Origin of the sequence: Vibrio sp. AH4, from assembly GCF_030710545.1 — a bacterium.
In the GTDB taxonomy this organism is placed as follows: domain Bacteria; phylum Pseudomonadota; class Gammaproteobacteria; order Enterobacterales; family Vibrionaceae; genus Vibrio; species Vibrio metoecus.
On sequence record NZ_JALAIV010000001.1, the window covers coordinates 132,109 to 145,224 of the forward strand.

Here is a 13,116-nt window from a genome sequence, read left to right on the forward strand (position 1 = left end):
ACTTCTGTTATACCAAACGTATTGAGATGCAGGTAAGCGGCAAGTGAGTGACACCCACAAATGAAGTTCGTCACGTGGGTTAAACAACGCAGCCATAACTGTTGCAACCTCAAGTAGAACGGATGTATCACTGCAGAACATCAACAGGAAAGTATATGTCAGACAATAACCAAGCGCTAAAGGATGCTGGTCTTAAAGTTACCCTCCCACGGCTTAAGATTTTAGAAGTTTTACAACAGCCAGAGTGCCAACATATTAGTGCTGAAGAGCTGTACAAAAAGTTGATTGATCTCGGCGAAGAGATTGGTCTTGCCACAGTGTACCGAGTTCTCAACCAATTTGATGATGCAGGTATCGTGACTCGCCACCACTTTGAAGGCGGCAAGTCAGTTTTTGAGCTTTCAACGCAACACCATCACGACCACCTAGTGTGTCTTGACTGTGGTGAAGTGATCGAATTTTCTGACGATGTTATTGAACAACGTCAAAAAGAAATTGCAGAAAAATACAATGTGCAACTGACTAACCACAGTCTGTATCTGTATGGTAAATGTGGTAGCGAAGGTAATTGTAAAGACAATCCTAACGCTCATAAGCCAAAGAAATAATCGCTTAGTAAGCCAAATAGCAAAAACCCACCAAACGGTGGGTTTTTTATTACTTATGCTGTAGGTTGCACTCTTTAGAAATAGTCTCGCACCAACAGCTCTGCAATTTGCACCGCGTTGGTTGCCGCACCTTTACGCACGTTATCTGCCACTACCCACAGGTTCACACCGCTGTGATGGCTAATGTCATTACGCACACGACCAACCAATACATGGTCTTTGCCACCGGCATCACGCACTTGAGTTGGGAAATCTGCACCACGGAACAGCTCGATGCCATCCGTTTGATCCAGCATGTCCATCACTTGCTCAGCATCGATCGGAGCACGAGTTTCCACATGTACGGCTTCCGCATGACCGTAGAATACAGGTACACGTACGCACGTTGGGTTCACCATGATCGAAGGATCATTGAAGATTTTCTGGGTTTCCCACACCATCTTCATTTCTTCTTTGGTGTAACCATTGTCCATAAACTGATCGATTTGTGGAATACAGTTAAAAGCGATTTGCTGACTAAAGGTATTGGTTTCCGCTGGGTAGCCATTGAGTAGTTTAGCCGTTTGACCCGCTAACTCATCAATTCCCGCTTTACCCGCACCAGAGACAGATTGGTAAGTCGTTACGTTGATACGTTCAATGCCTACCGCATCGTAAATCGGCTTCAGTGCCACCAGCATCTGGATGGTTGAGCAGTTAGGGTTAGCAATGATGTTACGGTTACGGAATTCAGCAATCGCTTCTGGGTTCACTTCAGGGATCACCAGTGGAATATCGTAGTCATAACGGAAGTGCGAGGTATTATCGATCACCACCACGCCCGCTTCAGCAGCGATGGGAGCCCAATGTGCCGAAAGCTCACCGCCGGCTGAAAACAGCGCGATATGGACTTGTGACCAGTCAAACTCTTCGACATTTTGCACACGCACCGTCTTACCGTTGAAGCGATAAGTTTTCCCTTCGCTGCGCTCACTCGCTAGCAGGAAAAGTTCATCAACAGGAAACTCACGCTCCTGCAGCACTTCCAACATGGTTTCGCCTACTGCGCCCGTTGCGCCAAAAATGGCAACATTAAATTGTTGGCTCATCACATACCTCTACTTGAAAACCGAGTTTAGCCAAAGGAGGCAAATGACAGTCAGCGCCTCCCGCTAGTGTCACCGCGCTATATTCACGTCTGTCCCAATAGTGTTTGCGCATTAAGTCAAACGCTCCGGGTTGGTGAATTTCACGGCGAAACTGTGCGTCATCTTTACGCACATCGTAAATAATTTGGGTCAGCGTATGCAGCGTTTCTTCATCCCATGCTCGGTCTAAGTAAACCCTAGGCACGGGGGCTTTAGGCAATAGACTCGCAGGGTTTGCACAATGTGCATTACCGAGAAACTCGCAATAGCTGTTAAAAATCATCGTCGTGCCACGCGCCTTACCTTCAAGGCCATAACCGGCAATGTGGGGAGTGGCAAAGGCCAGTAGCGGCAGCAATTCCATATCCACTTGCGGTTCAAACTCAAACACGTCTAACACGGCGGTAAAACCATCGCCTTTTTGTAAACGAGCTTTCAGCGCTGCGTTATCAACCACAGGGCCACGCGCCGCATTAATTAAAATTTGGTCACTGCGTAATTGCTCAAGAATTGCCGCATCAATCAAATGATGGGTTGGCCACTCACCGTCACGGGTAATCGGCGTATGCAAAGTGATCACATCCGATTCTTTGAGTAACGTTTCCAACTCGGTAAACGTTCGCTCATCGCCTTGTGCTTGCTTAAGAGGGTCATTGAGTAGCACTTTCATGCCAATACCAGAGAGGCATTGTGCGAGATAGCTGCCGACTTGACCTGCGCCGATGATGCCTACCGTTTTATCGAAAACCGAGAAGCCTTGCTGCTGCGCCAGTACCATCAGCACGCTGAACACGTATTCCGCGACACCGACTTTGTTACAGCCTGGTGCAGCAGTAAAAAAGATGCCACGTTCAGCCAACAGCGTTTGGTCAACATGATCCATCCCCGCCGTTGCGGTACCAACAAACTTCAAGCGATTCGCTTTAGCGAGCAGTGCCTCATTCACTTTCGTTACCGAACGGATCATTAAGGCATCAATATCAATCAGATCATCAGCGGTTAAAGTACGGCCAGGTTTTAAGACCACTTCGCCAAGCTGACTAAACAGCGCTTGTGCGTAAGGCATGTTTTCATCAATCAGAATTTTCATAGTGGGAATTTGCGGCAATCAAAGTTGCAGGCATTGTGCAGAAAAGCGCGGAGGCTGTCGAGAATAAAAATACCCGACGACCTAAGCCGCCGGGCAAACATCCAGAACAAAAGGATCCTATCCCGCTCTCCATGGGACAGAGTCTGCGTCTGTTCGATTAGCGATACTAATCTGTTCTGGAAACTATGATGGATTTGGTGCGCTTAACCTTGGTATTTTTTGATAACCAAAGTTGCGTTTGTGCCACCAAAACCAAAGCTGTTAGACATTACTGTAGTCAGCTCTTGCTCACGCATTTCCGTTACGATATCCAAACCATGCGCCGCTTCATCTAACGTTTCAACGTTAATGCTTGGAGCAATAAAGCCGTGGTGCAGCATCAGTGTTGAGTAAATCGCTTCATGTACGCCAGCTGCGCCCAGTGCGTGACCAGTCATCGCTTTGGTTGCAGAAATCGCTGGGCTGTTGCCCGCAAACACTTCTTGGATTGCGCCAAGCTCTTTCACATCACCCACTGGGGTTGAAGTGCCGTGCGTGTTGATGTAGTCAATCTTATCAACGCCTTGCATTGCCATTTTCATACAACGTACTGCGCCTTCACCCGATGGAGCAACCATGTCGTAGCCATCCGATGTCGCGCCGTAACCGACGATTTCACCGTAAATTTTTGCGCCGCGAGCCAGAGCGTGTTCCAGTTCTTCAACCACAACCATACCGCCGCCGCCAGAGATCACGAAACCATCACGATCCGCATCGTAAGTACGTGACGCTTTTTCTGGTGTTTCGTTGTATTTGGTAGACAGTGCGCCCATCGCATCAAACATCATGGTTTGTGACCAGTACAGCTCTTCACCACCACCGGCAAACACGATGTCTTGCTTACCCAGTTGGATCAGCTCAACCGCGTTACCAATACAGTGTGCAGAAGTGGCACACGCAGAACTGATTGAGTAGTTTACGCCACGAATTTTAAATGGGGTTGCCAAACACGCAGAAACAGTTGAAGACATGGTACGTGGCACCATGTAAGGACCAACGCGCTTCACGCCTTTTTCACGCTGGGTATCCACCGCGATAACTTGGTTTTCAGAAGACGCGCCACCAGAACCGGCAACGATACCCGTACGGTCGTTAGACACTTGCTCAGGAGTGAGACCCGAATCAGCAATCGCTTGCTCAAGAGATAGGTATGCATACGCAGCCGCATCACCCATAAAGCGCATTTGCTTACGATCGATATGTTCTTCCGGGTTGATTTTTAAATCGCCCCAAACCTGTGAACGCAAACCATGCTCTTTAAACTGTTCAGAGGCGGTGATGCCTGACTTGCCAGCTTTTAGTGAGGCCAAAACTTCTTCGACGTTGTTACCGATACTCGAAATAATACCCATACCGGTGATGACGACTCGTTTCATGTAACATTCCTATTATGTAAATTTGGCTAGATGATATCGAAGAAGAATAACAGAAGTGGTCAGCTTTCCCATAAATTCGTACAATCTCGACCCATATTCAGCCTGATTTCATAGAATTTGTTCATTATGTCATCCATTTCACACGCCCAGCTTGGCTGGAACGACGCCGGAACCCCTGTCTCTGATCAATTTGACGATGTCTATTTCTCTAACGTCAATGGTTTGGCCGAGACACGCTATGTATTCCTTGAGCAGAATCATCTCCCACAAAGATGGCACAATGATGACCAAAGGCGATTTGTGATTGCAGAAACCGGCTTCGGTACCGGCCTAAATTTTCTGGCAGTGTGGCAAGCGTTTGTCGCGTTTCGTGAAGCGAATCCCGAGGCCAAACTCAAAGAGCTGCATTTCATCAGTTTTGAAAAATACCCGCTCAGTAAAAGCGATTTAATTCAAGCGCATCAAGCATGGCCGGAACTGGCGCAATTCGCGCAAAAACTGCATAAGCACTACCCGTTAGCGATTCCAGAATGCCAACGGATTGTGTTGGATGATGGACTCATCACGCTCGATCTCTGGTTTGGGGATATCAAAGACTGCCTGCCGAAAGTGGCGACACAAGAGCAAGGCTTAGTGGATGCATGGTTCCTCGATGGTTTTGCCCCAAGCAAAAATCCAGAAATGTGGAACCCAAACCTGTTTGCAGGTATGGCCAAACTGGCGAAAAACGGTTGTACCTGCGCTACCTTTACTTCGGCTGGCTTTGTACGCCGTGGCTTGATTGACGCGGGTTTTGCGATGAAAAAGGTCAAAGGCTTTGGCACTAAGCGCGAAATGATTGCCGGCAGTCTGAATGAGAAGGTTCCGTACACCAATATTACGCCCGAATTTCGTATTGAAGCCACCAACGACCTACGAGATGTAGCAATTATTGGTGGTGGCGTTGCCAGTGCAACACTCGCGACAACACTAGCCAAACGTGGTATCGCAGTAACTCTTTATTGCGCAGATCAAAAACCGGCGCAAGGTGCATCCGGTAACCGACAAGGCGCGGTCTATCCACTACTCAGTGGCGATCACAACGCTGTATCACGAGTGTTTGCTCCAGCCTTTCTGTTTGCGCGTCAATTTATTGAACAAGCGGCGGAGCAGATAACCTTTGACCACGATTGGTGCGGTGTTACCCAATTAATGTGGGATGAAAAGGCCACCCAAAAACTCTCCAGCATGCTTGAAGGCGATTTCCCAGAACAATTAGTACATAGTTTATCCGCAGAGCAAACCAACCAACAAGTCGGCGTGCCAGTGGATCAAGCCAGTGTGCATTATCCGCTTGGTGGCTGGCTCTGCCCAGCTGAGCTGACTCAAGGCTTAATCCATCTTTTAGCGCTGCAAGGCAAGCTCACCGCGCATTATTCCACTTCGATTGATGCCCTGACTTGGCAGTCAGAGACACAGCAGTGGCAGTTACACTGCGCCGATAAGGTAATGCAGCATCAGTGCGTAGTGATTGCCAGTGGCCATCAGTTTGACAGCGTGACACAAACCGCAGAGTTACCGCTTGGCAAAGTGAAAGGCCAAGTGAGCCACATCCCGACAACAGAGACGCTGAGCAAAATCAACAGCGTACTTTGCTACGATGGCTATATGACTCCCGTTAGCCAACAAAATGGACATCACTGTATTGGGGCAAGTTATGATCGCCAGCACCTTGATGCGACTTTTGATCCGCAAGCACAACGCGAAAATGCGCAAAAGCTGATTCACTGCTTGCCGGAGCAAACCTGGCCATTAGAAGTGGATGTCAGCGGCAATCAGTCACGCCAAGGCGTACGCTGTGTCAGCCGCGATCATCTGCCTTTTGTCGGCAATGTCGGCCAATTTACCAAAATTACTGAGCAATACCGAGATTTAGCTCAGCAAGCAGAACCTGAGCCTATTCCACTCTATCCGCAACTTTATGCGTCTGTCGGGCTCGGCTCGCGCGGTTTAAGTAGCGCACCACTCATAGCAGAACTTCTCGCTTCACAAATGTGTGGTGATCCTCTGCCATTGGGCGTCGATTTGTTGGAACAGTTGCATCCTTGCCGCATGTGGGTACGAAAGCTGCGCAAAGGAAAAGCGCTCACACAAAAAGTCTGATAAAGGCTATCAACGCTGATCAAAAAAGCCTCGCACTGCGAGGCTTTATTCATTTAGGACTTAATGGACAATTTTTTACTTAGGCGCTGAGTTTAGCTACGGCAGCTTTGAGCTCAGAAACAATCTCAGGATTGGTCACAACACCTTGTTCGAGATCGAAGTTGTCATAAAAGCTAGGCACCGAAACGGAAGCTTTCACATTTCCACCAAAGAAAGGCGCTGAAGCCGTTGCCGCGGCAAGCACTGACTGTGCACCACCTGGGCCTGGAGAAGTAGACAGGTACACCGCTGGTTTATCACCAAACATCGCGCGATTAATACGGCTTGCCCAGTCGAACAAGTTTTTGTACGCCGCTGGGTAATGGCCGTTATGCTCAGCAAAAGAGATAACGTATGCATCGGCTTGAGCCAGATCGCGCAAGAAACCTTGAGCACCTTCTGCTTGGCCGATCTCTTTTTCCAGATCTTCGTTAAACATAGGTACAGAGTAATCGTTGATGTTGAGCACTTGGACTTGTGCGCCATCAATCAGATTTGCAGTAAAAGTGGCAAGCGCTTTATTGATTGAAGTTGAGCTGGTGCTGGCACCGAAAGCAATGATTTTCATGGTGTGGTATCCCCTGACTAGTGTTAGAGCAAGATTAGTCGGGAAATGAATGAGCAACAATCCTGATTTTTTTACTTAGTTGTTCAGAAAGTTTGAACAACTGACTTTTAGCACTGGAGAGTTGAGCAAAAACGAGGAGAATCGCGAAAGCCTTGCTTTGCTGATAGTAGCTTTCGCGATAAAACCGGATGGTTGGGTTACGCTTGCGCGGCCAGCTGCTGCCAAAGCTCAGCCACAATCGCGCGGTCGGCAGGGCTCAACTCTGAGCGCGCAGCCTCTAAACTTTGTTCAATGCGTTGCTTGAGCACATCAAGTTCGGTGATCCCATCCTCTTCACACTGCGCCGCAGAAAGTGAAATGTGTCCACGTAGATAACCACCCGCAAACAGCTCATCGCTAGATGCATTTTCTACTTGTGTATCAATCAGTTCCAGAAGTTTTTCTTCGAATTCGATAATCATCAGGTTCTCGTTATCTCGTACCATTTTTCAATCGGTCATTTAACAATAAAGTGCTCTGGCTGCAAAGCCGGAATGTGATAAAAAGCGCGCAACGCATCCGACAGCATTTTGACTCGCAACGGCAAACCTTGTTCAAGAATATTGAGCACTTCACGGTGGACTTTGGTCATAAATGCGAGACGGTCTGGCTCAAAATCTCCGTTGAGGTTGTCACAACTCACGGTAAAGGGAAAGCCGGCGCTCATCGCTAGAATCCATTCATAAGCTTGTGGACGAATTTCCACTTTTTCAAACTCGGCCTGTACTTGCGCGGTACGTCCATCCGGTTCATACCAATAACCAAAATCTTCGAGCAAACGTCGCTGCGGCCCGGCAACACACCAATGGGCAATCTCATGCAAAGCAGAGGCATAAAAGCCACGTGCAAAAACAATCCGGTGATAACTGATCTGCTCATCGGCCGGTAAATAGATCGGCTCATCACCACCTAACTCTAATTTGGTGTTGTAGTCGCAGTAAAAAGTCTGGTTGAAAATGTCAATTAAGTCTTGGTATTGATGGTTCATAGTGCATGGAAAATAGGAGTGACGGCGTGCATTCTGGAGATTTTTTTCCATCGGGTAAAGAACTAAACCGCAAACCGAAGGTATCTACGCGGGGAACTAATGAGTTAACCTAGCCATTAAGTCATTAGTTTTACTAATTAATAACACCTTCACCTTATAAAAAATCATTGTTTATTCTCTAAGATAAACTCTAGAATTTCGCCTTAATTTTTCTATACCAAACTACTTGGCGTTGCAGGTAGGCGGTAAGTGAACTCATCCCTATGAGCATAGATAAGCTATGTGATTAGGAGGAGTGAACGCAGCCAACACCGCTGCAACTTCAAGTAGGAAGAGTATATCCTCTGCTGTTAAATGAGGTGATACATGCTGCTAAGTATTTTGTATGTCATTGGGATCACGGCGGAAGCCATGACCGGAGCCTTGAGTGCGGGCCGTCGCAAAATGGACTGGTTTGGTGTCATGCTGGTCGCCAGCGCCACCGCGATTGGTGGTGGCACTGTGCGCGACATTTTGCTAGGTCACTACCCTTTAGGTTGGGTAAAGAATCCTGAGTATCTGGCGATTACTTGTGTAGCAGGTGTACTGACCACTTGGGTCTACAAATGGGTGATCAAGCTTAAAGGGTTATTTATTCGTCTTGATGCGCTAGGGCTGATTGTGTTTTCGATCATCGGCACACAAGTGGCAATGCGCATGGGCTTACACCCAGGCATCTGCTTGGTATCTGCGGTTGTGACTGGTGTGTTTGGTGGTTTGCTACGCGATTTGATCTGCCGTCAGCCGCCCTTGGTATTGCATGAAGAGTTGTATGCGTCGATTGCTCTATTGGCATCGGGACTGTATCTGACCCTACTGGAATTTGGGGTGAGCGACGTAGTGAGTACCGTGGTAACTCTCGTGGTCGGTTACACTCTGCGTATGGCTGCAGTACGTTTTAAATGGCGTCTCCCCTCTTTCCATTTGGAAGCTGAGAACTCGATTCACTAACCATTCCTTATCTTTACTTGGTAAGTAGTGGATATGAAAACGCCCTCGATTGAGGGCGTTGTTGCATTTAAAGCTATGAACTCTAAAGATAAAGCTAGATTTTCGGTGTTGCCGTCATGACACCGTGGTTCTGACCACGATGACGCAACAGATGGTCCATCAGCACAATCGCCAACATAGCTTCTGCAATCGGTACGGCGCGAATGCCGACACAAGGGTCATGGCGACCTTTGGTGATAAGCTCGGTTGGCTCACCGTTGACGTCAATCGTCTCGCCCGGCACGGTAATGCTAGACGTCGGCTTCAGGGCGATATTGGCGACAATATCCTGCCCGCTAGAAATGCCACCTAAAATGCCACCCGCATGGTTAGAACGGAAACCTTGTGGAGTGAGAGGATCACGATGTTGGCTGCCTTTTTGGTGCACGACATCAAAACCATCACCAATCTCGACCCCTTTCACTGCGTTGATGCTCATCAACGCATGGGCAATATCCGCATCCAAACGGTCAAACACAGGTTCACCCAATCCAACCGGAACGCCTGTAGCAACCACTTGGATTTTCGCGCCAATCGAATCGCCTTCTTTTTTCAGCTCACGGATCAGCTCGTCAAAGGCAGCAACTTTATCGACATCAGGGCAGAAGAAATCGTTGTTTTCAATCTCATTCCAATCCACTTTATCAATCGCGACATCCCCCATTTGCGACAAGTAAGCACGCACTTCAATGCCAAATTCTTGCTGTAGGTATTTTTTGGCAATCGCTCCCGCCGCGACACGCATGGCGGTTTCACGCGCCGATGAACGGCCACCACCGCGATAATCACGTACACCGTATTTTTGATGATAGGTGTAATCCGCATGTCCGGGACGGAACTTATCTTTGATATCTGAATAATCTTTGGAACGTTGGTCGGTGTTTTCGATCAATAGCCCAATCGATGTGCCTGTGGTTTTTCCCTCAAACACACCAGCGAGAATTTTGACTTCGTCCGGCTCACGACGCTGAGTGGTATAGCGTGATGTGCCAGGACGACGACGGTCGAGATCCACTTGTAAATCCGCTTCGCAAATAGCTAGCCCCGGTGGGCAGCCATCCACAATACATCCCAGTGCGATACCGTGACTTTCTCCGAATGTGGTCACTCGAAAATGTTGTCCGATACTGTTTCCTGCCATGACTTCCTCAATACACAGTGAAACGTAAGTTTCACTGATTAACTGTTCTTCGTGGCTTCATAGTGGCGTTAATGCTTTGTGATGTAAAGTCCTAAAAATGACCAGATTCGACCGTTTTCACCGGCTAATAGTGTTATTCACCACCTTAAGCAAGTTTTCGGTGGAAGCAGCACCATGAAAAACGCCGACTCAAAGGTCGGCGTTGGAATCGATTCAGCGTGTCATGATTAGTCTTTGTACAGCGCGAAATCCGCCGCACAGTCGATAAGTTGCTCACGAGTCAGCAAAAATACGCCATGGCCGCCATTTTCAAACTCTAACCAAGTAAATGGAATGTGCGGGTACTGTTCCATCATGTGCACCATCGAGTTGCCCACTTCACACACCAGAACCCCGTTCTCTTTCAGGTAAAGTGGCGCATTGGCCAGAATGCGGCGTGCCAGTTTCAAACCATCGCTACCGGCAGCAAGGCCAAGTTCAGGCTCATGACGGAACTCACTTGGCAGGCTATCCATGTCTTCTTGATCCACATAAGGTGGATTGGTCACGATCAGGTCATACTGCTCTTGTGGCAGATCACGGAAAAGATCGGAACGGATTGGGAAAACTTGCTGTTCTAGACCATGCTCTTGAATGTTTTGCTCGGCCACTTGCAGAGCATCTGCCGAGATATCAATCGCATCCACTTCGGCTTCTGGGAAAGCATTGGCACAAGCAATCGCAATACAGCCGCTGCCAGTACACAAATCCATGATGCGCGTTGGCTCTTCAATCAACCAAGGTTCAAAACGGTTTTGGATCAATTCACCGATCGGCGAACGTGGTACCAATACACGTTGGTCAACAAAGAATTCAAGACCACAGAACCACGCTTTGTTGGTCAGGTACGCGACCGGAGTACGATCGTTAATGCGTTTGATCACGCGTTCAACCACACGCAGGCGCTCGCTGCTGGTCAGGCGTGAATTCAGTACATGCGGAGGCACATCAATCGGCAGATAGAGCGTTGGCAGAATGAGTTGTACCGCTTCATCCCAAGCGTTGTCCGTGCCTTGACCATAAAACAGGTTAGCAGCGTTAAATCGACTCACAGTCCAACGAATCATGTCTTGCAAGGTATGCAGTTCAGAAACCGCTTCCTCAACGAAAATCTTATCCAAAATTGCCTCCAAAAAGCGCTACAATACCGCGTCATCCATTTACAGTAACAAAAACACGTCACCCTAATGAGCAAAAACGATCACCGAATTACCCATAACAAGAATGATAAAGATAATCTTGACGACGATTTCTCACTGTTTCGTGACGAAGTAAAGGGCGTAAAAAAGTTGCGTCAGGATACCATACTCCACGCACCAAACAGAAATCCCAAGCAAAAAGAAATCCGCCGTACCGAGCGTGAAGCTTCCGACAACGATTTCTATTTCTCAGATGAGTTTATGCCCCATCTGAGTGATGAAGGCCCAACGCGTTACGCGCGTGGTGATGTCTCCAAATATGAAGTGAAAAGGCTACGCCGTGGCGTGTATGTGCCCGATGTGTTTTTGGACATGCACGGCATGACTCAGCAAGAAGCGAAGCGCGAATTGGGGGCGATGATTGCCTACTGCTTAAAAGAGAATGTGCATTGTGCTTGCGTGCAGCATGGCATTGGCAAGCACATCTTAAAACAGAATGTCCCACTGTGGCTGGCACAGCACCCAGATGTACTCGCGTTCCACCAAGCCCCACTCGAATTTGGTGGCGATGGTGCGCTATTAGTGCTGCTGTCGATTCCTGAGAAATAGCGAATCTTTAGTAACGCATATCCGGTGGGATCGGCATACTCTCCTCATTGAGCTTCGGCCGCTGACCACCTTTACGGCGGTACTGTTTTAGCTGGAACACGAACGCCAGCACTTGCGCGACCGCAACGAACAAGCCATCTGGAATTTGCTGCTCAAGCTCAGTGGTGTGGTATAACGCTCGTGCCAAAGGCGGTGCAGGAACAATCGCAATGTCGTATTCCCGCGCAATTTCACGGATTTTTAATGCCATATGATCCACGCCCTTGGCAATCACTACGGGCGCTTTATCGGTATTTTGCTTATAACGTAGCGCGACCGAGAAGTGCTCCGGGTTGGTGATGATCACGTCCGCCTGTGGCAGTGCAGCCATCATCCGCCGCTGCGCCGCTTCACGTTGCAGCATACGAATACGCCCTTTCACCTCAGGTTTACCTTCGGTGTCTTTGTATTCGTCTTTCACTTCCTGCTTGGTCATTTTCAGTTGGTTAGCGTGTTGCCAAATCTGAAACGGAATATCAATCGCCACCACCACCAGTAATGAACAGCTGATCAGCAATACAAAGTTGAGCAGGATATCGAGCGCATGGAAGATGTTTTGCGGGTAGACATCTAAACTGAGTTGGAATAGATCTTTTTGTGAGGCTTCGATGAGATAGAAAGCTACCCCCGCCACCAACATGACTTTTAGAATCGACTTGAGCAGTTCAACCCAGCTTTGCATACCAAACATCCGCTTAAACCCACTCAGTGGATTCATTTTGGAGAGTTTGGGCATTGCCGCTTCTGCGGAAAAATTAATTCCCCCGATCCCTGCTGCACCAATCAATGCCGCGGTAAACAAGGTAATCAAAATCATCAGCAGAGGTAGCAGCAAATTAACCAGCGCCCCACCTATGATATCGAACAGTTTCCCGACATCGAAGATTTCTTCTCGGCTGAGCGAAAACAGCCGCTGCATAGCCGTGAATAGACCTTGGGCTAAGGCTTCGCCAAACCACATCAAGGAAACCGCACCTACTACTAATACAGAGACAGAAGCCAACTCCTTCGAACGTGCAACTTGGCCTTTTTCCTTGGCCTGCTGCAACCTTCGGGGGGTGGCTTCTTCGGTCCTTTCTTGGCCGTCGGATTCTGCCAAATCAG

General features: G+C 48.3%; 13 protein-coding genes. 4 read left to right on the forward strand and 9 right to left on the reverse strand.

The annotated features are described in order from the left end of the window. Window positions 1–155 precede the first annotated feature (155 nt). Window positions 156–608: a ferric iron uptake transcriptional regulator FcrX gene (gene fcrX / locus MKA69_RS00645; RefSeq protein ID WP_001282828.1), complete on the forward strand. Its 453-nt coding sequence runs from the start codon at window positions 156–158 to the stop codon at window positions 606–608. 74 nt (window positions 609–682) lie between these two features. Here fcrX and MKA69_RS00650 read toward each other — a convergent pair whose 3' ends face one another. The 3 genes from MKA69_RS00650 to fabB all read right to left on the reverse strand — a co-directional run bounded on the left by MKA69_RS00650 (window position 683) and on the right by fabB (window position 4,240). Next, window positions 683–1,696 carry an aspartate-semialdehyde dehydrogenase gene (locus MKA69_RS00650; protein ID WP_000082622.1) on the reverse strand — a complete coding sequence of 338 codons (1,014 nt, stop codon included), beginning with the start codon at window positions 1,694–1,696 and terminating at the stop codon, window positions 683–685. Then, complete coding sequence (locus MKA69_RS00655; RefSeq protein WP_305847355.1) at window positions 1,680–2,825, reverse strand: 4-phosphoerythronate dehydrogenase; 1,146 nt, start codon at window positions 2,823–2,825, stop codon at window positions 1,680–1,682. The genes MKA69_RS00650 and MKA69_RS00655 overlap by 17 nt, the downstream gene beginning before the upstream one ends. Window positions 2,826–3,028: 203 nt before the next feature. Continuing rightward, complete coding sequence (gene fabB / locus MKA69_RS00660; RefSeq protein ID WP_055028015.1) at window positions 3,029–4,240, reverse strand: beta-ketoacyl-ACP synthase I; 1,212 nt, start codon at window positions 4,238–4,240, stop codon at window positions 3,029–3,031. Between the two features lie 126 nt (window positions 4,241–4,366). On the opposite strand from fabB, the gene mnmC reads away from it, so the two are divergent. Then, entirely contained in the window at window positions 4,367–6,382 is a 2,016-nt protein-coding gene (mnmC, locus tag MKA69_RS00665; RefSeq protein WP_305847356.1) for a bifunctional tRNA (5-methylaminomethyl-2-thiouridine)(34)-methyltransferase MnmD/FAD-dependent 5-carboxymethylaminomethyl-2-thiouridine(34) oxidoreductase MnmC, read from the forward strand. Window positions 6,383–6,461: 79 nt separating this feature from the next. Here the strand turns inward: mnmC and MKA69_RS00670 are convergent, their stop codons facing one another. From MKA69_RS00670 to MKA69_RS00680, 3 genes are all read right to left on the reverse strand, one after another. After that, window positions 6,462–6,989, reverse strand: a complete 528-nt coding sequence (locus tag MKA69_RS00670) for an NADPH-dependent FMN reductase (protein ID WP_000690955.1) — start codon at window positions 6,987–6,989, stop codon at window positions 6,462–6,464. Between the two features lie 197 nt (window positions 6,990–7,186). After that, window positions 7,187–7,450 carry a YfcL family protein gene (locus MKA69_RS00675; RefSeq protein ID WP_032469624.1) on the reverse strand — a complete coding sequence of 88 codons (264 nt, stop codon included), beginning with the start codon at window positions 7,448–7,450 and terminating at the stop codon, window positions 7,187–7,189. Window positions 7,451–7,485: 35 nt separating this feature from the next. Next, complete coding sequence (locus MKA69_RS00680; protein WP_055028014.1) at window positions 7,486–8,016, reverse strand: elongation factor P hydroxylase; 531 nt, start codon at window positions 8,014–8,016, stop codon at window positions 7,486–7,488. Window positions 8,017–8,382: 366 nt separating this feature from the next. Here MKA69_RS00680 and MKA69_RS00685 point away from each other — a divergent pair, with 366 nt between their 5' ends. Further along, window positions 8,383–9,006, forward strand: coding sequence for a trimeric intracellular cation channel family protein (locus tag MKA69_RS00685; protein ID WP_000927102.1), 624 nt, complete (start codon window positions 8,383–8,385; stop codon window positions 9,004–9,006). Between the two features lie 94 nt (window positions 9,007–9,100). On the opposite strand, the gene aroC is transcribed toward MKA69_RS00685, so the two are convergent. Then, entirely contained in the window at window positions 9,101–10,186 is a 1,086-nt protein-coding gene (gene aroC, locus MKA69_RS00690; protein ID WP_000918427.1) for a chorismate synthase, read from the reverse strand. A gap of 227 nt (window positions 10,187–10,413) precedes the next feature. Next, a complete protein-coding gene (gene prmB, locus MKA69_RS00695) occupies window positions 10,414–11,346 on the reverse strand; it encodes a 50S ribosomal protein L3 N(5)-glutamine methyltransferase (RefSeq protein WP_305847357.1) in 933 nt (310 codons plus the stop codon). A 66-nt stretch (window positions 11,347–11,412) separates the two neighbouring features. On the opposite strand from prmB, the gene smrB reads away from it, so the two are divergent. Further along, on the forward strand, window positions 11,413–11,973 hold the full coding sequence (gene smrB / locus MKA69_RS00700; protein ID WP_000041518.1) for an endonuclease SmrB: 561 nt from the start codon (window positions 11,413–11,415) through the stop codon (window positions 11,971–11,973). A gap of 7 nt (window positions 11,974–11,980) precedes the next feature. Here the strand turns inward: smrB and flhB are convergent, their stop codons facing one another. Beyond that, entirely contained in the window at window positions 11,981–13,111 is a 1,131-nt protein-coding gene (flhB, locus tag MKA69_RS00705) for a flagellar biosynthesis protein FlhB (protein ID WP_305847358.1), read from the reverse strand. Window positions 13,112–13,116: the final 5 nt, after the last annotated feature.

Bases quoted from the DNA above. Each gene is read 5' to 3' on its own strand.
- fcrX (WP_001282828.1), top strand. From the start codon at position 156: ATGTCAGACAATAACCAAGCGCTAAAGGATGCTGGTCTTAAAGTTACC.
- MKA69_RS00650 (WP_000082622.1), bottom strand. From the start codon at position 1,696: ATGAGCCAACAATTTAATGTTGCCATTTTTGGCGCAACGGGCGCAGTA.
- MKA69_RS00655 (WP_305847355.1), bottom strand. From the start codon at position 2,825: ATGAAAATTCTGATTGATGAAAACATGCCTTACGCACAAGCGCTGTTT.
- fabB (WP_055028015.1), bottom strand. From the start codon at position 4,240: ATGAAACGAGTCGTCATCACCGGTATGGGTATTATTTCGAGTATCGGT.
- mnmC (WP_305847356.1), top strand. From the start codon at position 4,367: ATGTCATCCATTTCACACGCCCAGCTTGGCTGGAACGACGCCGGAACC.
- MKA69_RS00670 (WP_000690955.1), bottom strand. From the start codon at position 6,989: ATGAAAATCATTGCTTTCGGTGCCAGCACCAGCTCAACTTCAATCAAT.
- MKA69_RS00675 (WP_032469624.1), bottom strand. From the start codon at position 7,450: ATGATTATCGAATTCGAAGAAAAACTTCTGGAACTGATTGATACACAA.
- MKA69_RS00680 (WP_055028014.1), bottom strand. From the start codon at position 8,016: ATGAACCATCAATACCAAGACTTAATTGACATTTTCAACCAGACTTTT.
- MKA69_RS00685 (WP_000927102.1), top strand. From the start codon at position 8,383: ATGCTGCTAAGTATTTTGTATGTCATTGGGATCACGGCGGAAGCCATG.
- aroC (WP_000918427.1), bottom strand. From the start codon at position 10,186: ATGGCAGGAAACAGTATCGGACAACATTTTCGAGTGACCACATTCGGA.
- smrB (WP_000041518.1), top strand. From the start codon at position 11,413: ATGAGCAAAAACGATCACCGAATTACCCATAACAAGAATGATAAAGAT.